Annotated in this window: 13 protein-coding genes; 9 read left to right on the top strand and 4 right to left on the bottom strand. The window is 68.1% G+C overall.

What is annotated here, in order from left to right; all coding sequences use genetic code 11:
• Positions 1-123: 123 nt before the first annotated feature.
• Both E3O65_RS15145 and E3O65_RS15140 read left to right on the top strand, forming a co-directional pair.
• On the top strand, positions 124-387 hold the full coding sequence (locus tag E3O65_RS15145; RefSeq protein WP_174722331.1) for a hypothetical protein: 264 nt from the start codon (positions 124-126) through the stop codon (positions 385-387).
• A gap of 2 nt (positions 388-389) precedes the next feature.
• Positions 390-1,397, top strand: coding sequence for an FHA domain-containing protein (locus tag E3O65_RS15140; RefSeq protein ID WP_174722329.1), 1,008 nt, complete (start codon positions 390-392; stop codon positions 1,395-1,397).
• Positions 1,398-1,713: 316 nt separating this feature from the next.
• Here the strand turns inward: E3O65_RS15140 and E3O65_RS15135 are convergent, their stop codons facing one another.
• Both E3O65_RS15135 and E3O65_RS15130 read right to left on the bottom strand, forming a co-directional pair.
• Positions 1,714-3,456 (bottom strand): MFS transporter, encoded by a 1,743-nt coding sequence (locus E3O65_RS15135; protein WP_134364552.1) that lies wholly within the window; start codon positions 3,454-3,456, stop codon positions 1,714-1,716.
• On the bottom strand, positions 3,453-4,277 hold the full coding sequence (locus E3O65_RS15130; RefSeq protein WP_241985704.1) for a tryptophan-rich sensory protein: 825 nt from the start codon (positions 4,275-4,277) through the stop codon (positions 3,453-3,455). The genes E3O65_RS15135 and E3O65_RS15130 overlap by 4 nt, the downstream gene beginning before the upstream one ends.
• 57 nt (positions 4,278-4,334) lie before the next feature.
• On the opposite strand from E3O65_RS15130, the gene E3O65_RS15125 reads away from it, so the two are divergent.
• Both E3O65_RS15125 and E3O65_RS15120 read left to right on the top strand, forming a co-directional pair.
• On the top strand, positions 4,335-4,796 hold the full coding sequence (locus tag E3O65_RS15125) for a MarR family winged helix-turn-helix transcriptional regulator (protein WP_174722327.1): 462 nt from the start codon (positions 4,335-4,337) through the stop codon (positions 4,794-4,796).
• A 142-nt stretch (positions 4,797-4,938) separates the two neighbouring features.
• The gene (locus tag E3O65_RS15120; RefSeq protein ID WP_134364551.1) at positions 4,939-5,370 is read left to right on the top strand and encodes a VOC family protein; all 432 of its coding nucleotides are present in this window, start codon (positions 4,939-4,941) and stop codon (positions 5,368-5,370) included.
• Here the strand turns inward: E3O65_RS15120 and E3O65_RS15115 are convergent.
• The gene (locus E3O65_RS15115; protein ID WP_134364550.1) at positions 5,360-6,055 is read right to left on the bottom strand and encodes an HAD-IA family hydrolase; all 696 of its coding nucleotides are present in this window, start codon (positions 6,053-6,055) and stop codon (positions 5,360-5,362) included. The genes E3O65_RS15120 and E3O65_RS15115 overlap by 11 nt on opposite strands.
• A gap of 188 nt (positions 6,056-6,243) precedes the next feature.
• Between E3O65_RS15115 and E3O65_RS15110 the strand changes: the two genes are divergently transcribed.
• The 3 genes from E3O65_RS15110 to E3O65_RS15100 all read left to right on the top strand — a co-directional run bounded on the left by E3O65_RS15110 (position 6,244) and on the right by E3O65_RS15100 (position 12,727).
• Positions 6,244-6,432, top strand: coding sequence for a GNAT family N-acetyltransferase (locus tag E3O65_RS15110; protein ID WP_134364549.1), 189 nt, complete (start codon positions 6,244-6,246; stop codon positions 6,430-6,432).
• A gap of 740 nt (positions 6,433-7,172) precedes the next feature.
• Positions 7,173-9,338, top strand: a complete 2,166-nt coding sequence (locus E3O65_RS15105; protein WP_134364548.1) for a S9 family peptidase — start codon at positions 7,173-7,175, stop codon at positions 9,336-9,338.
• A 134-nt stretch (positions 9,339-9,472) separates the two neighbouring features.
• Entirely contained in the window at positions 9,473-12,727 is a 3,255-nt protein-coding gene (locus E3O65_RS15100; RefSeq protein ID WP_241985762.1) for a DEAD/DEAH box helicase, read from the top strand.
• A gap of 42 nt (positions 12,728-12,769) precedes the next feature.
• Here E3O65_RS15100 and E3O65_RS15095 read toward each other — a convergent pair whose 3' ends face one another.
• Positions 12,770-13,321: a flavodoxin domain-containing protein gene (locus E3O65_RS15095; RefSeq protein WP_241988668.1), complete on the bottom strand. Its 552-nt coding sequence runs from the start codon at positions 13,319-13,321 to the stop codon at positions 12,770-12,772.
• Positions 13,322-13,526: 205 nt separating this feature from the next.
• On the opposite strand from E3O65_RS15095, the gene E3O65_RS15090 reads away from it, so the two are divergent.
• Together E3O65_RS15090 and E3O65_RS15085 are read left to right on the top strand one after the other, a co-directional pair.
• Positions 13,527-15,752 carry a putative bifunctional diguanylate cyclase/phosphodiesterase gene (locus E3O65_RS15090; RefSeq protein ID WP_134364546.1) on the top strand — a complete coding sequence of 742 codons (2,226 nt, stop codon included), beginning with the start codon at positions 13,527-13,529 and terminating at the stop codon, positions 15,750-15,752.
• Positions 15,749-18,052, top strand: coding sequence for a putative bifunctional diguanylate cyclase/phosphodiesterase (locus E3O65_RS15085; RefSeq protein ID WP_134364545.1), 2,304 nt, complete (start codon positions 15,749-15,751; stop codon positions 18,050-18,052). The genes E3O65_RS15090 and E3O65_RS15085 overlap by 4 nt, the downstream gene beginning before the upstream one ends.
• Positions 18,053-18,246: the final 194 nt, after the last annotated feature.

The raw sequence follows: 18,246 nt of genomic DNA, 5'->3' as shown, positions 1-18,246 counted from the left end.
CAGACGAGGCTCCTGTCGGCTGTCCGCGCGGCGGTTCGATGTTGATCCGATTCTGGCCTTGCGTGGCCGGATGTGTGACGACCGAGTGCCGATTCCCTGCAACCAAGCGAGAAGGACCACACCGTGACTGACAGCCAGAACCCCGCACCCGCTCCCACCGCCACCGGCCCCGACGCACACAACATCAAGGACTGGACCGACCTCGGCAAGGAGATGTGGTCCTACCTGACCGGCAAGAGCGCAGTCATCAACTACAGCTTCATCGATATGACCGTGGAGGTGCCGCGCGACATCGGGCCGGACGCACCACGGGCCACCTGGAAATTGAACGGCACTCTGCGGGTCACCACGAGCGAGGGTTCCGGCACCGAACCGCTCACCAAGTAGCCATGAGTCCCACCACCCGCCTGGACATCGACCTGGAGTACTCCCTTGCGGAGCCGGATCCGGCAGGCGACACCACGGATGCGGCGGGCGCCGAGCGGATGCAGGGCACCATCAAGGCCAGCGGACTCGACGTCGAGATTTTTTCCAGCAATCCCGAGCTGCTCGTGCGCACCAGCACCGTGAAGCTCAAGGACCTCCGCGGTCTGGCCGGCGACCTGGCCGAGCGCGGCCTCAGCGTCTCCGTATCGGGTCCGAACGGTCTCATAATCCGGCTCGGAGCCGTCAAAGCCCCAGTCATCCAACGGCTGCTGACCGGTTCAGTCCACATCGCACTCGGGAGCAGGGCTGCGCTGGCTCCGCTGTTGCGGCGACGCAGCGTGGCCGGGTCGGAGAGCCTGTCCCTGCCCTTGCCGCCGCCCACGCTGCTGCCGCTGGTGCCGACCTTCGACCGGCGCATCCGTCGCCGGGTGACCACGACCCACTACACCCCGGGTGCAGGGCGGCCCCGGCTGATCTTCGTCATCGGCTCGGAGAACTGGAACGGCCAGATGCCGCGCGAGTTCGATTTGAGTCCGACCGTCACCACGATCGGCTCGGCTCCGGATGCCGACCTGCAGCTGGCCGGGCTGCAACCCTTCCACGCCGAAATCCGGCACGATGAGAATGACGAGTACGTGCTGTACCCGCTCGGCGACGTCTCCGGCGGGGCGAAGCGGGAGCCGAGGCAGGGCCGTCGTGACGGCCAGGTGCTGCGCACCGGTGCTCGCATCGAAATGGGCCCGTGGCGGATGGCCTACTTCCGTGAGGAGTACGCCGACCACGGGCGACCGTTCGGCGGTCGACTGGGCGGGGAACTCTCCGTGCAGAAACCGCAGCCGACCCGTCGCGCGGCGAGGGCGGAGCGCGAGGCCAACGCGGCAGGGGCCGGAGGTGCCGGCGGCGGTGTGACCAACGGCGCCGGGCCGACGACCGGGCAGTCCGACGGCCCCGTGGACGACTCCGAGATCTAGGGGCTGGTCCAGTAGGTCAGTCCGGGGCAAAGCCACTCGCGGCGCACCCTGTGGAAGCCGGCGCACGTTCTAACGTGCGCCGGCTTCCCGAACGTGCGCCGCGGCGCACACGGGCCGCTGCGCATCCGTCGCATCCGTTAGGGAGGCGGGTCTGGTGGCTAACTCAGGAGATCCGTTCGGGCGGGCCCGACGTTCGCACCGGGACGGCACTGGTTCGCGGCGGCTGGGCAACCCGGGCGACGGATGTCCTGAGTTAGCCGCACGGGCGGGCTCGGCCGGGCCTTCTCCGCGCGTGCGGCTGCAAGAACTCGGCCCGCTAGACGGGCTCCCCCACGGTGTCCGCCGCCGAGATGCTCGAGCCGGGTTCGACGTCTTCGGGGCGCGGATCCGCGTGGGGTGCTGTGCCGGATAGGCGCAACGTGGCCAGGAAGCCGAGAACGAGGAACCCGGCGGCGGCGTAGGCGGAGTACCGGGTGCCGTCACTGAACGCCTCGCGCGCGGCGGCCGCCAGCGCGGGACTCTGTTCATTCAGCGACGGGATGACCGAGCCGGCGCTGTCGACGACCGCGTCGACGATCTGGCTCCGGGTCTCGAGCGGCAGCCCCGGCACCTTGGCGAGTTTCGCGTCGAGTGACGCACCGACCGAGGTGAACAGCACCGTGCCGAGCACCGCGATGCCGAGGGCCGAGCCGATCTGCCGGGCGGTGCTGGAGGTGCCGGAACCCTGTCCACTCTGAGCCACCGGCACGTCCTTGAGCACGACGCCGGTCAGCTGGGCGGTCGCGAGGCCAACGCCGATGCCGTAGACGAACAGGAACGGCACGACGACGAGCCAGGTCGACTGCGCCGAGATGACCAGACCGAGACCGGCGACGCCGATGATCTCGGCGACGATGCCCATCCGAACTATGGTCTCGGGTGAGGTCTTGTTGCCGAACGCGCCGGACACCGCGCTGGCCACGAAGGAGCCGAGCGCGAGGGCGAGCAGCACGAACCCGGTCTGCAGGGCGTCGTAGCCGAGCACATTCTGCAGCCAGAGCGGCAGCGACAGGATGATGCCGAACTCTCCGAGCGAGACGATCATGGCCGCGATGTTGCCGTTGCGGAACGAGGGGATCGTGAACAAGGAGAAAGCGAGCAGGGTGGTCTTGCCGGCGCGCTGCCGGGCGAGACCCCAGTAGATGAAGGCCACGCCCGCCACGATCGTGACCAGAAACACGAACGGGATGATCGACAGCGCGTACGGCCAGGTCCAGTCCCCCACGGTGGGCGGGTTGTTGGTGAACCACCAGCCGTAGGTGCGCCCCTCGATCAGCCCGAAGACCAGCGATGCGCTGGTGATCACCGAGAGCGCGGCACCGACGACGTCGATGCGGCGCGGTTCGCCGGCATCCTTCGATTCCAGTACGAAGACGAGCACGCCGACGATGATGACGACGCCCAGGGGCACGTTGATGCCGAACGCCCAGCGCCAGGAGAAATAGGTGGTGAGCCAGCCGCCGAGCAGCGGGCCGACAGCCACCATGCCGCCGATGGTCGAACCCCAGATGGCGAAGGCGATGCCACGGTCACGGCCGCGGAACGTGGCATTGATGATGGAGAGCGTGGTGGGCAGCACCATCGCCCCGCCGACGCCCTGGATCAGGCGGGCCAGGATCAGGAGCTCGCCCGTCTGCGACAGCGCCGCGAAAACAGATGCCGTGGCGAACACGATCACGCCGAGGATCAGGATGCGCCGCCGCCCGAAGCGGTCGGCGAGGGTGCCGAACACCAGCAGCAGGGCCGCGAACACGAGGGTGTAGCTCTCCTGCACCCACTGCACCTGGGTCGACGTGATCGCGAGGTCGTCGACGATCGCGGGGATGGCCACGTTGATGATCGTGGAGTCCACGATGATCAGGGCGACCGCGACGCTGATGAAGACCAGTCCGGCCCAACGCCGCCGGGCCGAGGTGGAGGTGGAGGTGGAGGTAACGGTGACGGTGGAGGTGGAGGTGACGGTGGCGGTGGAGGTGACGGCCGGGGTGACGGTGACGGCCGGGGTGACGGGATCGCTCATGCCGAGACCAGTCTGGGGACCGCCGACCGGGGTGCACGCGCACGCACGGTGATGGTGACGATCACAATGACAGCCACCGCGAGGATGGCCGCGATCGCGGCGGGGGTGGAGAGCAGGGTGCCGGTCAGCCGAGCTACGGCCAGCCAGGCCAGCCCCCACGACAGCGACGCGGTGGGGGCGAGCCGGCCGCGGCCGTAGACGGCCACGAACACGCCGATCAGGCCGGCCACGGCGATCACCAGGACCGCCCACAGGTCGGAGCTGAGCCCGAACCCTTCGAAGCCCGCGTCCACGAGCACGGCGGTCACGTTCGCTGCGGTCGCAATGCTGACCCAGCCGAGGTAGAGACCCACGGTGCCGTCGGCCACGATCGTTTCGATGAGGTTTTTGGGCCGCGAGAGCAGCGTCAGCTGGAAGGTCCGGATCAGCACGCCCAGGAGCAGCACGATGACGGGCACGCTGAGCCAGAGCAGGTCGATCTGGATGCTCATGATCCAGGCCGCGTTCAGCACGAGCGATGCAGCGATCGGGTAGCCCAGGGCTCGCTGGCGGGCATCCGTCTTCTGTGCCGGAAGGAACTGCCAGATGGCGTAGGCGATCAGCCCGAGGTATATGACGCTCCAGATGGCGAAGGCCGGTCCGTCGGGGGCGATCGGGGTGGCGTCGGCGGCGAACGCACCGCCCGAGGCGGTCTGCATCGAGGTTCCGCCGGCGGCGCCCGACCCGATGAACGACCCGACGATGGCCAGGATCGCGCTCACCATCACTACCGTTTGGCGTAAAAGATCGCTTCTCGTGCTCATTTTGGTCATGCCAGTCATCTCAGTCTCCTAACAATCAGCTAGCTGATTATTTGACGCTAGCACTAGATTGGGGGCATGACCAGACTTGATCCACCTAGTCCGGGACCGGAAGAAGCGCAGACGGATGCCATGGCCTCCTGGCCCACCGGCCGCCTGCTCTCGACCGCCGCCCGGCTGGTCGAGCACGCATGGGTCGAGGCCCTCGACCAGCTCGGGCTGACCCACGCCGGCATGGTCGTGCTGCACCTGCTCGACACCGGACCGCTCAGCCAGACCGAGCTCGCACACCGTGCCCGCGTGCAGACCCAGACCATGTCGCGCACCCTCGAACGGCTCGAGCAGGGCGGCTACGTGGTGCGCACGCGCGACGAGCACGACGCGCGACGCCACGCGGTGGCCCGAACGGATGCCGGCGCCCTGGCCTGGGCCAGGACCCGCACCCTCGAGGCCGACCTGTTTCCGCCGTTGGAGAATGCCGACGCCCTGCGCGCGGCCCTGCTGAGCATCATCGCCGCATCGTCCGCCCGGCGCTGGTAACGCAGACCCCGCGGCGCAGCTCGCCCGCGGCGCAGCTCGCCCGCGGCGCAGCTCGCCCGCAGCGCAACTCGCCCGCGGCGCAGCTCGCCCGCTCGCCCGCAGCGCAGCTCGCCCGCGCCCTGAGGTATGCCAAACTGCCGGGATGCTCATCAACGGAGTGCACCACATCGCCATCATTGCCAGCGACTACGAATTGTCCAAGGCCTTCTATCTCGACGTGCTCGGCTGCACGCTCGAAGCGGAGCACTTCCGGGTCGAGCGGCAGTCGTGGATGGGCAAACTAGCCTTGAATGGCCACTACCTGATCGAGCTGTTCTCCTTTCCGGACACTCCGCCCCGGCGCAGCGGTCCGGAAGCCCTCGGCCTGCGCCACCTCGCTTTCGAAGTCGACGACGTGCCCGCCGCGCGCGATGAGCTGCTCGGCAAGAACGTCGAGTGCGAGGAACTCAGAGTGGACCCGAACACGCACAAGACGATGTTCTTCTTCCGCGACCCCGACGGACTGCCGCTGGAGATCTACCAGGGCCGAGCCCTCACGGATCCCGTTCCCGGCGAGGCGGTCGCTACTCCGTGACGAGGTGGAAGACGACGCCGTCGTCCTGAACGCTCACGCGCAGACGGTCGAGGCTGGCTACGACCAGGTCTGCCTCCAGATCGGCGGCCAGGTGGGTTCCGACGACTCCGATCGTGGCGCAGCCGGCAGCGCGGGCGGCCGCGAGTCCGGCCGGGGCGTCCTCGACCACGACGCAGCGCTTCGGGTCGACGCCGAGGCGCTCGGCCGCGAGCAGGAACGGCTCGGGGAAGGGCTTGCCTCGGCTGGTGTCGTCGATCGTGACGACCGTGTGCGGGGCCGTGAAGCCGGCCGCGTCCAGCCGCACCAGGCACAGGGTTCGACCGCAGGAGGTGACGATGGCCCGGCGGGACTCAGGGATGCCGGCCATGAGTTCGGCCGCCCCGGCCAGGATCGTGACGCCATCCGTGTCGGAGAGTTCGAGTTCGGTGAGCCGGATGACGGATGTCTCCACCTGCTCCTCGGCCACCAGGGTCGCGATCATCTGACGTGCCGGCACCCCGTGCTCGGGACCGGTGAACGACGGGCCGAGACCGACCTCGGCACCCCAGCGCAACCAGGACCGGGTGACCGCCTGGGTGGAGTCGACCAGGGTGCCGTCCATGTCGAACAGCACAGCCTGGAAGACCTGGCCCTGCAGCGCCTCCGCCAGGATGGTGTCGAGCGGGCTGGGTGCTGGCTGCGTCATGGTGCTTCCGTTCGTCTGTGGGTTGGTCCCCTCAAGTCTGCGCCCTCGGCGCTCAGAGACCAATCCGGCGGGGAGAGACCCCCGGAAATCCCGGGGCGGCGGCCAATCGGTCAGCGGCTGCTCTGTGCCGCATCACGGAACTCCGCGTCGACGACACCGCATCGAACCGGCAGGTCGCCTCGGCGCGGATGGATACCGATCGGGTGACGTATGCCTGGCTCGGCGCTGTGTTCGTCAACCCTGGAATGCGCGGCCGCGGCATCGCGACGATGCTCGCCGCCGGATCCTGGCTGGAACGTCTCGATCAGCCGAACTCCCAGTCACCTCGATTGCTGTCCTATTCCTCGGTCGACTGCTTCCAGGAGGCTCGGAGATAGCCAGGTCGGAAAGTGCCCATCCAGACCAATTCCCAGTAGGAGTACGCCTTTCTCAGGCCAAGCCGCCTCCAGAGCTCTGCGCCATACACGGATGCACCCACGATCGCGGAGCCCGCGAAGAACAAACCATCGAACCAGGATCCGTTCCGCGATTCGACGAACACCGCAGACAGCACCAGCCCGAGGGCAGCCGCGCAGAACAAGAGTAAATACCGGGTGCGCGGAATCGCGGCGACAGCCGTCAACGCCCCAACGCCCAGCCCGGCGAACACAACGACTACAGTGCCCAAGGTTCCCCCTCACGGCGCAAACGGATACCCCTATCCATTGACCCTATCGATACGCCGGACGCTTTCCGGGCACGGCGTTCCCACCCCGCGGCCGCCGAGTCGGGCGGTGCCGGCGTCTGGCCCGGTACCCGGCCCAGGCAATTCCGAAACTGGTCGCTCCGGCCCCAGCCCGGTGTGAAGACGTCGTGTCGACGTCGACAGAGGAGCCGAGCGTCACCACACTGCCCGGCCCGATCAAAGGAAAGCACGTCGACTGCTCCGTGATTATCGACACCTTCCCCGAGTGGGCCGTCGGAGTGACGGCCCATTCGGCCGAGTCCGTGGTCCTGGCCGCGTCGGAGACGTTCGAACACGCGAGCACGAGCGCCTATCGTGGCCCGTCAACGCGGCCAGTGATGAACTGCACGCTGCCTGCCGACCTCAGACTCCCTCGCAACTACGCTGGGAGCCATGACCACTCCTCCGCGCGCGGCCCAGAAACCACAGCAGCGCAGCTTTCACAATGATGTGTTCACCGACAACTACGAGTGGATGCGCGACAAGGACAACCCCGAGGTGATCGCACACCTCGAAGCCGAAAACACGTTCACGGATGCCCGTACCGCGCACCTGTCCGTGCTGCAGGAGCAGATCTTCGAGGAGATCAAGGGCCGCACCCAGGAGACCGACCTCAGCGTTCCGGTACGTCAAGGCCAGTGGTGGTACTACACCCGCACGGTCGAGGGACAGGAGTACGGCATCCACTGCCGCGCGCCCATCGCGGCCGACGACGCCTGGACCCCGCCCGTGCTGCCGGAGCAGAATCCCGGGGAGCCAACCACCGTGGGCCTGCCGGACGAGCAGATCGTGCTCGATGACAACGCCGAGGCCGCAGGCCACGACTTTTACTCGCTCGGTAGCACCGATGTGAGCGTCGACGGGAACCGGGTGCTGTACGCCGTCGACACTGAGGGCGACGAGCGATACACCCTACGGGTGCGCACCATCGCCACCGGTGAGACCCTCTCGGATGAGATCTCGAACACCGGCGAAGGTGCCCTGTTCGACCCGAGCGGGCGATACATTTTCTATACGACCGTCGACGACGCCTGGCGGCCCGACACCGTGTGGCGCCACGAAGTGGGTACCGCAACCTCCACCGACGCCAGGGTCTTCCACGAGCCCGACGAACGGTTCTGGGTGGGCATCAGCCTCACCCGCAGCCGCAAGTTCCTGCTGATCGAGGCCGGTTCGAGTGTGACCAGCGAGACCCGGCTGCTCGATACCACCGACCCGACCGGCGAGTTCGCGGTGGTCTGGCCGCGACGGGACGGCGTCGAGTACGGCGTGGAGCACGCCGTGCTGGGCGGTGAGGACCGTCTGCTGGTCGTGCACAACGACCACGCAGTCAACTTCGAACTGGTCAGCGTCGCCGCTGCGGAACCGCAGGGTGCGAAGCGAACGCTGCTGCCCCACGACCCCGCCGTGCGCCTGGAAGACGTCGACGCGTTCCGCGACTTCGTGGTGGCCGAATACCGTCGGGACGGGCTCACCCGCGTCGCAGTGAGCGGCGTGACGGGCGGCGACACCCTCGATTTCGTCGAGCTCGCCTTCGAGGAGCCCCTGTATTCCGTGGGCACGTCGGCCAATCCCGAGTGGGAACAGCCGACCATCCGTCTCGGCTACACGAGCTTCGTCACACCGTCGACGGTCTACGATCACGTGGTCGCCACCGGCGAGCGCCGCCTGCTCAAGCAGCAGCCCGTGCTCGGACACTACGACCCGAGCCTGTTCGAGCAGCGTCGCGAGTGGGCCACAGCGGCCGACGGCACACGCATCCCCATCTCGCTCGTCTACCGCCGCGACCTGGTCACGCCGGGCGAGCCTGCCCCGACCCTGCTCTACGGCTACGGCTCCTACGAGATCAGCATCGACCCGTCGTTCAGCATCGCCCGGCTCAGCCTGCTCGACCGAGGCATGATCTTCGCGATCGCCCACGTGCGCGGCGGCGGCGAACTCGGCCGCGATTGGTACGAGAACGGTAAGAAGCTGCACAAGCGCAACAGTTTCACGGACTTCATCGACTGCGCCCGGCACCTGATCGATCGGGGCGACACCTCCACCGACCGGCTCGTCGCCGAGGGCCGCAGCGCCGGCGGACTACTGATGGGCGCCGTGGCGAACCTGGCCCCGGAACTGTTCTCGGGCATCCTGGCCGGCGTTCCCTTCGTCGACGCGTTGACGTCGATCCTGGACCCGTCGCTGCCGCTGACCGTGATCGAGTGGGACGAGTGGGGTGATCCGCTGCACGACCCCGAGGTGTACGCCTATATGCGTGGCTACTCCCCCGTGGAAAACGTCCGCGACACGCATTACCCGCGAATATTGGCCGTGACCAGCCTTAACGATACCCGGGTGCTGTATGTCGAACCTGCCAAGTGGGTGGCTCGGCTGCGCGAGGTGGGAGCGGATGCACTGCTGAAAACGGAGATGTCGGCCGGCCACGGCGGGGTGTCCGGCCGCTACAGCCGGTGGCGCGAGGCGGCGTTCGACTTCGCCTGGATTATCGATGCAGCACAGGCACATCCGTCGGGCGACACGGACGGCAGCATCACCGCCACGGCGTCGCGCCCCTAACGAATTCGACGGTGATTCTGACCAAATCATCGCCAAACAGCCCGAAACGGCAGTTCTGGAGCAAAATCTCCGTCGAGTTGGTTCTCCACCGGAGGCGGCGCTCGTCGTTCGCTGCCGCGTGAGAGCATGGAGCCATGTCTGACGCCGGGTATCCCCAGGCGCGGGCCGACTGGAAGCAGATCGCCGCACCGACGTCCGGCGAACCGGATCCGGGCGCCGAACCAACTGTGCCGATGGGCCTCCAGTTCGAGTTGCGCGAACAGACTCCGCGCACGGGCGAACGCTGGCGGGGCGCGACGGCCCGGCCCGTCACGATTCTGCGGCCGGGCACCGGCGACATCCGTCTCGGGGTGCGCCCGGTCATGAGGAGTGCCCGCGGCAACTGGGTTCACACGCCGGGATCCTGGAACCAGCTGGCCTTCCACCGCAACCGTCTCAACCTCAAGCCCGAGCACCACCGCTGGCTGAGCCAGGTCGTCGCCCTGCACCGGGCCGTGCGCGGCGTGTACACCAGTCAGGAAACGGACTGGCTCTACCTTGACGACTTCGACAGCCCGCTGTTGTGGACCCTCTTCGACGAGGCAGCAGCGCTCGGGCTGCACCTCGCGGGCAGCAAAAAGGATGCCACGGTCAGCGTGGGCCGCGCAGCCAACGTCAGCCTGGATGCCAGCGCCGACACCAGCCCCGATACCGACACCAGCTCAAACGCCGCAGGGCTGCGGCTGACCACCCGGCTCCTGTTCGACGGAGTGCCGCACCCCTCCGATCAGGCCGGGGCCATCGGCGATCACGGCGTCTACGGCTATCTGCTCGGGCCGCGCCCGGTGTTCACCCTCGCCCCGTCCGCGACACCGCTCACGGCTGAGCAACGCCGGCTGCTCAGCCGACCCGCTTTCGCCCTGGTGCCCGGCGACGAGGTGGCCGAGTTCCTGACGGACTTCTATCCGACCCTGCGGCGCGCCCTCCCGATCACCAGCACGGATGCCTCTGTGCGCTTCCCCCAGGCCGACCCGCCCCTGCTCGTGCTCACGGCCCAGTTCCGGCCGAGGCAGTCGCTGGAGCTCGGCTGGCACTGGGAGTACCGCGAGGGTGCCCTTCTCGCCCGACTGCCACTGCTGCCGGCGCCCGGCGACACCACGCCGGGCACTGTCCCGGCGCCCGGCGACACCACGCCGGGCACAGTCCCGGCGCCCGGCGGCACCACGCCGGGCACAGTCCCGGCGCCCGGCACCGGCCCGGGTGGCGAACCCCGTGACAAGCCCGACTCCGGCACCGGAACCCGCGACGAGCCTGCCGAGCAGGTCGTGCACGAGCGCGTCACCCGGCTGCTCGCGGAGGCCGGCCGTGCCGACGCGGCGCCGACCGCTGCATCCGTCACCCTTCGCGGCGTCGACGCAGCCCAATTCACGGAGCGCCTACTGCCGCGGCTCGAGCGGCAGTCCGGCCTCCGCGTGGACGTGCGCGGCCGGCGCCCCGACTACCGTGAGCTGACCGAGACGCCCGAGCTGACCATCACCACCGTGGAGACCGACCAGCGGGACTGGTTCGACCTGGGCGTGATCGTCACGGTCAACGGTCGGAGCGTGCCGTTCGGCCCGCTGTTCAAGGCCCTCGCCAAGGGGGATGCCCAGCTGCTGCTCGTCGACAACAGCTACCTCTCGCTTCGGCAGCCCGCGTTCGAGCGTCTGCACGAACTGATCACGGAAGCCCGCGCTCTGACCGAATGGGACACCGGTCTGCGGATCAGCCGCTACCAGGCCGCTCTCTGGCACGACTTCGAGGACCTCGCCGACGACACTGAGCAGGCCGTGGCCTGGCGAGCGGCCGTGTCCGGGCTGCTCGAGCATACGGGGCCGGCCGGGCCCGTTCAGCCGCCCTTGCTGCCCCTCGACCTGCGCGCCACCCTGCGCCCCTATCAGGCTCACGGCTTCGCCTGGCTGGCCTTCCTCTGGCAGCACAAGCTGGGCGGCATCCTCGCCGACGATATGGGCCTCGGCAAGACCCTGCAGACGCTCGCACTGCTGGCGCACGCCACCGCGCAGCCCGCCGAGCAGACCCAGCCGTCCGAGCCGGGCGTCCGGCTCCCGTTCCTGGTGGTGGCCCCGACATCCGTCGTCGCCACCTGGCGCACCGAGGCCGCGCGCTTCACGCCCGGCCTCGACGTGCGGGTGATCACGGCCACCCAGGCCGCCGGAGGGACCACGCTGACGGATGCTGCGGCCGGCGCCGACGTCATCGTCACCTCCTACGCCCTGTTTCGTCTCGATTTCCCGGCCTACCAGGCCCACGGCTGGGCCGGTCTGATCCTGGACGAGGCGCAGTTCGTGAAGAACAGCACCTCCCGGGCGCATGGGTGCGCGCGCGAGCTGACGACGCCCTTCAAGCTCGCCATCACGGGAACGCCGATGGAGAACAACCTGGTTGAGCTGCACGCCCTGTTCACGATCGTCGCGCCGGGCCTGTTCCCGTCGCTGCGCCGTTTCACGGAGGAGTACGTGCGCCCGATCGAGCGCGGCGACACACCGGCGGTGCTCGCCCGACTGCGACGACGCATCCGCCCCCTCCTGTTGCGGCGCACCAAGGAGCTCGTGGCGCCCGAGCTGCCGCCCAAGCAGGAACAGCTGCTCGAGATCGAGCTGAACCCGCGGCACCGCGCTCTGTACGACACGTACCTGCAGCGGGAACGGCAGAAACTGTTCGGCCTGATCGACGACCTCGACAAGAACCGCTTCATCGTGTTCCGGTCCCTGACCCTGCTGCGGCTGCTCAGCCTGGACGCGTCCCTGGTCGACGAGAAATACGCTGGGGTGCCATCGAGCAAACTCGACGCCCTGCTGGACCAGCTCGACGATGTGGTTGCCGAAGGCCACCGCGCCCTGGTCTTCAGCCAGTTCACGAGCTATCTGAAGAAGGCTGCCGCCCGGCTCGACGCCCGGGGCATCCCCTATTGCTACCTCGATGGGTCGACCCTGCGCCGTTCCGAGGTGATCGACCGGTTCAAGTCGGGTGCCGAGCCGGTGTTCCTGATCAGTCTGAAGGCCGGCGGGTTCGGCCTCACCCTGACCGAGGCGGACTACGTCTTCCTCCTCGACCCGTGGTGGAACCCGGCCACCGAGACTCAGGCCATCGACCGCACCCACCGCATCGGCCAGACCCGCAACGTGATGGTCTACCGGATGGTCGCCACCGGCACCATCGAGGAGAAGGTGATGGCCCTGCAGAAGCGCAAGGCCGAGCTGTTCGACTCGGTTCTCGGCGACCCGGCAGCGGGCGCCGCTGCACCGGGCGCCGGGGCAGCGGGCCATCCCGCTGCGGATGACGCCGGCGCGGTCGGCGGCTTCGGCGAGAGCCTCACGGCCGACGACATCCGCGGTCTGCTCGAGCGCTAGCGACCGAGGCCGCCACTTCGGCGCCCGTGCGCGCAGCCCCTGCTACTCGCCGCGAAGCTCTCGGGCGATGCCCGCCGCCCACTCGTCGATCGCGGCCCAGTTGCGGAAATCCCCTTCGGGCAGCAGCTCGAGCCCGCTCGGGATGCGCCGCACAAGCCGGTCACGGCGGCCGAGCACGCGCGGGTCGAGGGCGCCGAAGAACACCTGCATGCCGCGCGGCTGGAGGGCCTCGCTGAACTCCTCGAACTGCTTCGGCTCGCTCTCCTTGAGCAGGTCGCGCCCCTGCGCATCCTTGCCGGCCGTGCCCAGCGGCCCGCTGCTGAACAGCCAGACCGGGTGCCCTGAGAGCAGTTCCCGGTTGCGCCGCACGAACTCGGTCGCTTCCTTGCGCCATGACCCCATATAGGTGGAGCTGCCGATCACGAAGGCATCGTACGTGTCGGCCTTGTCGACGGATGCGGCCGGTCGGGCCACAGCATCCTGGCCGGCCTCCCGCAGTCTGCGGGCGATGCGCTCGGCGATTCCCTCGGTGGCACCGTACTTGCTTGAAAAACCCACCAGTACCGTCATGATTGCCTCCAGCTCGTCGGACACTCCCTCCCATGGTACGGCGGACCGACTGCTGGTCCCCGACGGTTTGCCACCCCCATTTGCGTGGGTCGGTGGGTCGTCAGGCCCCCGCCGCTGCTAATCTGAACCGAGATAACGTGGGGGTTCCGTGCAGGTCAAGTCAGGGGCGCACTACGGGCGCCTACTCAGTGGGTTTTTATCTAGGTCTGGATCGTGGCTGGCCTGGCTGATGTCCACGTTCCTGTGCCTCTACGTCATCGGGCTGCTCGTGCCCGATACGGGTTTCAGCCTGTTCGTCGATGGAGTGCTGGCATCGCTGGCGAAGTGGTCCCTGGTCGCCGTGTGCTGGGCCGCCGTGGTGCGCGGAGGGGCGCGGAGCCGAGCCCTGTCGGGTTCGGGAGGCCTTACGGGATTCGGCCATCTTGAACTCGTTCTGACGGCCGTGGCCGTCTCCGTCATCGCGCTCTCCGACTCCTTCTCCCTGGCCCTGCTGATCTGGGGAGGCGCCGATGAGTGGCACCAGACGAGCGACTTCGGCTACGCGGTGTTCTTCGCCCTCATGATGGCCGTGCTTGCCATCCTGTTGCGCCGCCGGTTGCGCGGCATGGTCTGGTCGGTGGTGCTGGACAGCACCATCGGGGTGCTCGGCACCACCTCGGTTCTGGCCGTGCTGCTCGGCCCTGTGGCCAACGCCCTCGACGCGGCCGGGGCGAACACGGCGATCTCCACCGCCGTCGCCTACCCGTTGTTCAACCTGCTGCTGGTTGCCGTCGTCGTTGCGGTCACCACGTCGCAGGGCCCGGTGGCCGGCCGGCGCTGGATCCTTCTCGTCTTCGGCCTGCTGATATTCACGGCCACCGGCCTCGTTTTCATCATGCTCAAGTCCAACTACGTTCTGGGCACTCCGCTCGACGCCGGCTGGGCCGTGGGTCTGGCCCTGATCGCTCTGTGGGCGGATGCCGCATCGCGCCCCTCTGTGGCGCAGAACAGTTCCAGTCACAGCCTCGCCGCGCTGGCGATGCCCGCGGTGTCGACGGCGGCCGGCCTGGGCGTGCTGCTCCTCGCCAGCCAGACCGCGGTTTCCCCCCTCGCGGTCGGGCTGGCCGCCGCCACCATGGCGCTCGCGGCCGTTCCGCTGGTGTCCCGGCAGATGGCCCTGCGGCGCCAGGCCCGAACCGACGAGTTGACCGGTCTGCCGAACCGGCGGGCCCTGTACGCCGAAGTGTCGAGACGGCTGACCGCCGACACGCGTCCGAAACGCGCGCTGCTCCTGCTCGACCTGGACCGCTTCAAAGAGGTCAATGACAGTCTCGGGCACGATGCCGGGGACCGACTGCTGGTGCAGGTCGGCCGTCGCCTGCAGCTCGGGCTGGGGCCTGGTGAACTGCTCGCGCGGTTGGGCGGTGACGAGTTCGCCATCCTTCTCGAGCACTCCGAACAGGCGCAGGCCGAGACCGTGGCCGCCAAACTGCGCGCCACGCTGGCCCAGCCGTTCACCCTGGAAGGCATCTCCCTGCAGACCAGCGTGAGTATCGGCATCGCGCTCTATCCCGATCAGGGCGACGACCTGACCGCGCTGCTGCGCAAGGCCGATATGGCGATGTACAAGGCTAAGTCGACTCACAGCGGCCACCACGTCTACCGCAGCGTGGACAACCGCCACGGTGACGCCCGCTTGCGCACGCTGCAGGAGTTGCGCCTGGCCCTGACCGAAGACCAGCTGATTCTGCACTACCAGCCGAAGATCAACCTCAAGAACGGTTCGGTCTCCGGCGTCGAGGCCCTCGTGCGCTGGCAGCACCCGGAGCGAGGTCTTCTCTTCCCCGACCAGTTCCTGACCCTGGTCGAGGAGGCCGGCCTCATGCACGCGCTCACCCAGGAGGTTCTGCGCAAGGCGCTGGACCAGTCCGTGCTCTGGGCGGCCCAGGGACGCACACTGACGGTCGCGGTCAACCTGTCCGCCAGTTCACTGATCGACGGCGACCTGCCCGAACGCGTGGGGACCATGCTGTCGGCCCGAGACCTGCCGGCCACCGTCCTGATGCTCGAGATCACCGAGGACTTCCTGATGGCCGACCGGGACCGTGCCAGGGACATCCTGACTCGGTTGCGCGCCAGCGGAATCAAGATCTCCGTCGATGACTTCGGCACGGGCTACAGCTCTCTCGCCTATCTGCGCGACCTACCCATCGACGAACTCAAGCTCGACCAGTCCTTCGTCTTCCCGATGGCGGACGACGCCCGGGCCGCAGCCCTGGTTGCCTCCACTATCGACCTGGCGCACGGCCTCGGCCTGAAAATGGTCGCCGAGGGAGTCGAGAACGGCGTCTCCTACGACGAACTCGTGCGCTACGGATGCGACTTCGCCCAGGGATACTTCATGTCGCGCCCCATCCCCGCCGCGGCACTCGATGACTGGCTGACTGCCCGACTGAACGCGGCGGCCCTGCCATGACCGGCGGCACCCGCGAACGGTTCCGCATCGGAGCGCTGACGCTCATGCTGGTGTTGGTGGTCGCCTATGCCCTCGGCCTCGCCCTGAAAGACGAGATTTTCAGCCCACTGGTTGACGGCTGGCTGTCCATGCTCTCGGTGTGGGCGCCAGTGCTCGTGGGCTTCGCCGCCGTCTACCGGGTGGGGCGAGGAAACGTCGTGGTGGTCCTCTCCACCGCCGCACTCACCGCGAACGCCCTGGGTGACAGCTACTACCTCGTCGTGACGGAAGCCGACGGCAATGCGCCGCTCACCTCGCCGGCCGACATCGGTTACCTTCTGTTCTACGTGCTGCTGCTCGGGGCGCTGGGAGTGCTCGTGAATCGGCAGCTGCGCGGGTCGGCCTGGTCCGTCTTCCTCGATAGCGCCGTCGGTTCCCTGGGGGCGGCAGCCGTTCTGGCCGTCATCCTCAGTCCGATCTTGGACACCGTTGCCACGAACGCACTGAGCCTCGGCTCCGCCATCACAGCCGCGTACCCGCTGCTTGACCTTCTGGTGGTGGCGGCCATCGCCGGGATCGTGGCATCGCACGGCCGGGAAGGCGGCCTGCGCTGGATTGTGCTCGTTGCCGGCCTGGTGGTCATCGCCTGGGCCGACACCGTCGTCGCCCTGCAGGGCGACGACTATCTGGTCGGCACCCCCCTCGACGCGAGCTGGAACGTCGGAATTGCGCTGATCGCTCTCTGGGTGGATGACTCCGCCCGCCCCCGCCCGGTGCCGGATCGCACGGCTGCGACCAGGACCGTGTCCGCTCTGGCGGTTCCGCTGGTGTCCACGGTGGCCGGACTCGGCGTGCTGATCCTGGCCAGCCAAATGCCGGTGTCCAACTTCGCGGTGGCGCTGGCCGGTGCCACCATGGCGGTGGCAGTGGTGCCGTTGGTCGGCCGACAGCGGGTCCTGAACCTACTGGCCCGAACCGATGACCTCACCGGATTGCGCAATCGTCGTGCCTTCAACGCGGATGTTCCCACGCGCCTCGCCGATGGCGAGGGCCGGAAGGGCGCCCTGCTCCTGCTGGACCTGGACCGGTTCAAAGAGGTCAACGACAGCCTCGGCCATGACGTTGGTGATCGACTGCTGATTCAGGTCGGCATCCGTCTGAGCCGACAGTTGCGCTCGGGAGACCTGTTGGCCAGGCTCGGCGGCGACGAGTTCGCTCTCCTGCTCACGGATTCCGGCCGGCAGGATGCCGTGACGGTTGCCGTCAAACTGCGCGCCGCCCTGGCCGAGCCGTTCCTGCTCGAGGGCATTACGCTGCAGACCAGCGCCAGTATCGGGATTTCCCTGTTTCCCGACCAGGGCTCCGATCTCACGGCGTTGCTCCGCAAGGCCGATATGGCCATGTACAAGGCGAAAACGAGCCGCGGCGGGCACCACGTGTACGACAGCGACGACGACAGCCACGGTGAGATCCGATTGCGCACCCTGGCGGAACTGCGCGTCGCACTCACCGATGACCAGCTGGTCCTGCACTATCAGCCGAAGGTCGACCTCGGCACCGGGGTGGTGCGCGACGTCGAGGCCCTCGTGCGCTGGGACCACCCCACACGTGGACTGCTGCTGCCCGATCAGTTCATTTCTATCGTCGAAGAGGCCGGGCTGATGCACTCCCTGACGCAGGTCGTTCTGCGCGAGGCGCTGGATCAGGCCGGCGTCTGGCAGGCGCAGGGGCATCCTCTGACCATCGCCGTGAACCTGTCAGCCTCGTCCCTGGTGGACATTGAGCTGCCAAACCGGATCGGCGCCATGATCGCCGCCCGCGGTCTGCCACCATCAGCTCTCGCATTGGAGATCACCGAGGAATTCCTCCTCAACGACCGCGATCGGGCTCGAAGCATCCTGACCCGGTTGCACGAGCAGGGCATCCGGATCTCCGTCGACGACTTTGGAACGGGCTACAGCTCGCTGGCCTATCTGCGCGACCTGCCGATCGATGAGCTCAAGCTGGATCAGTCTTTCGTCTTCCCCATGGCCGAGAGCGAACGTGCAGCAACCCTCGTGTCGTCGGCGATCGCACTCGCCCACAGCCTGGGGCTGCGCATGGTGGCCGAGGGGGTGGACAACGGGGCCGCCTACGACCAGCTGGTTGGCTTCGGTTGCGACTTCGCGCAGGGCTTCCATCTGTCGCAGCCGGTTTCCGCGCACGATCTGGATGGCTGGCTCGCGGCCCGTCGCCTCGCTCTCGCAGAGTCTCCCCTGCTACCCGCGGATGTGCACGCTGTGCCGACCGATGGTCTTGTCGTGGAGACCGCCGAGGTATGAACCGCCCTGAAAGTGCGCCCTGACCTACCGTGTCCACCGGTTCACCGGGACGCGGATCGGGAATGAAGATGACGCTCCGACATTCCTCACTGCGACGGATGCTGGTGGTTCCCCTGCTCCTATTTCCCACCCTGGCCGCGACGGCGCGCGCCCCCTGGGACCCGAATCTCGGTGGTGACGCTACACCCTCCGCC

The sequence above is a fragment of the Cryobacterium breve genome (genome assembly GCF_004402375.1).
Taxonomy (GTDB): domain Bacteria; phylum Actinomycetota; class Actinomycetes; order Actinomycetales; family Microbacteriaceae; genus Cryobacterium; species Cryobacterium breve.
Note: the sequence above shows the minus strand (reverse complement) of the source record. Positions and strands in the feature narration are given on the sequence as shown.

What these genes read in the sequence shown, in the direction of transcription:
- E3O65_RS15140 (WP_174722329.1), top strand. Translation starts at nt 390, where the DNA reads ATGAGTCCCACCACCCGCCTGGACATCGACCTGGAGTACTCCCTTGCG.
- E3O65_RS15125 (WP_174722327.1), top strand. Translation starts at nt 4,335, where the DNA reads ATGACCAGACTTGATCCACCTAGTCCGGGACCGGAAGAAGCGCAGACG.
- E3O65_RS15085 (WP_134364545.1), top strand. Translation starts at nt 15,749, where the DNA reads ATGACCGGCGGCACCCGCGAACGGTTCCGCATCGGAGCGCTGACGCTC.
- E3O65_RS15120 (WP_134364551.1), top strand. Translation starts at nt 4,939, where the DNA reads ATGCTCATCAACGGAGTGCACCACATCGCCATCATTGCCAGCGACTAC.
- E3O65_RS15130 (WP_241985704.1), bottom strand. Translation starts at nt 4,277, where the DNA reads ATGACTGGCATGACCAAAATGAGCACGAGAAGCGATCTTTTACGCCAA.
- E3O65_RS15110 (WP_134364549.1), top strand. Translation starts at nt 6,244, where the DNA reads ATGGATACCGATCGGGTGACGTATGCCTGGCTCGGCGCTGTGTTCGTC.
- E3O65_RS15105 (WP_134364548.1), top strand. Translation starts at nt 7,173, where the DNA reads ATGACCACTCCTCCGCGCGCGGCCCAGAAACCACAGCAGCGCAGCTTT.
- E3O65_RS15090 (WP_134364546.1), top strand. Translation starts at nt 13,527, where the DNA reads ATGTCCACGTTCCTGTGCCTCTACGTCATCGGGCTGCTCGTGCCCGAT.
- E3O65_RS15135 (WP_134364552.1), bottom strand. Translation starts at nt 3,456, where the DNA reads ATGAGCGATCCCGTCACCCCGGCCGTCACCGTCACCCCGGCCGTCACC.
- E3O65_RS15100 (WP_241985762.1), top strand. Translation starts at nt 9,473, where the DNA reads ATGTCTGACGCCGGGTATCCCCAGGCGCGGGCCGACTGGAAGCAGATC.
- E3O65_RS15115 (WP_134364550.1), bottom strand. Translation starts at nt 6,055, where the DNA reads ATGACGCAGCCAGCACCCAGCCCGCTCGACACCATCCTGGCGGAGGCG.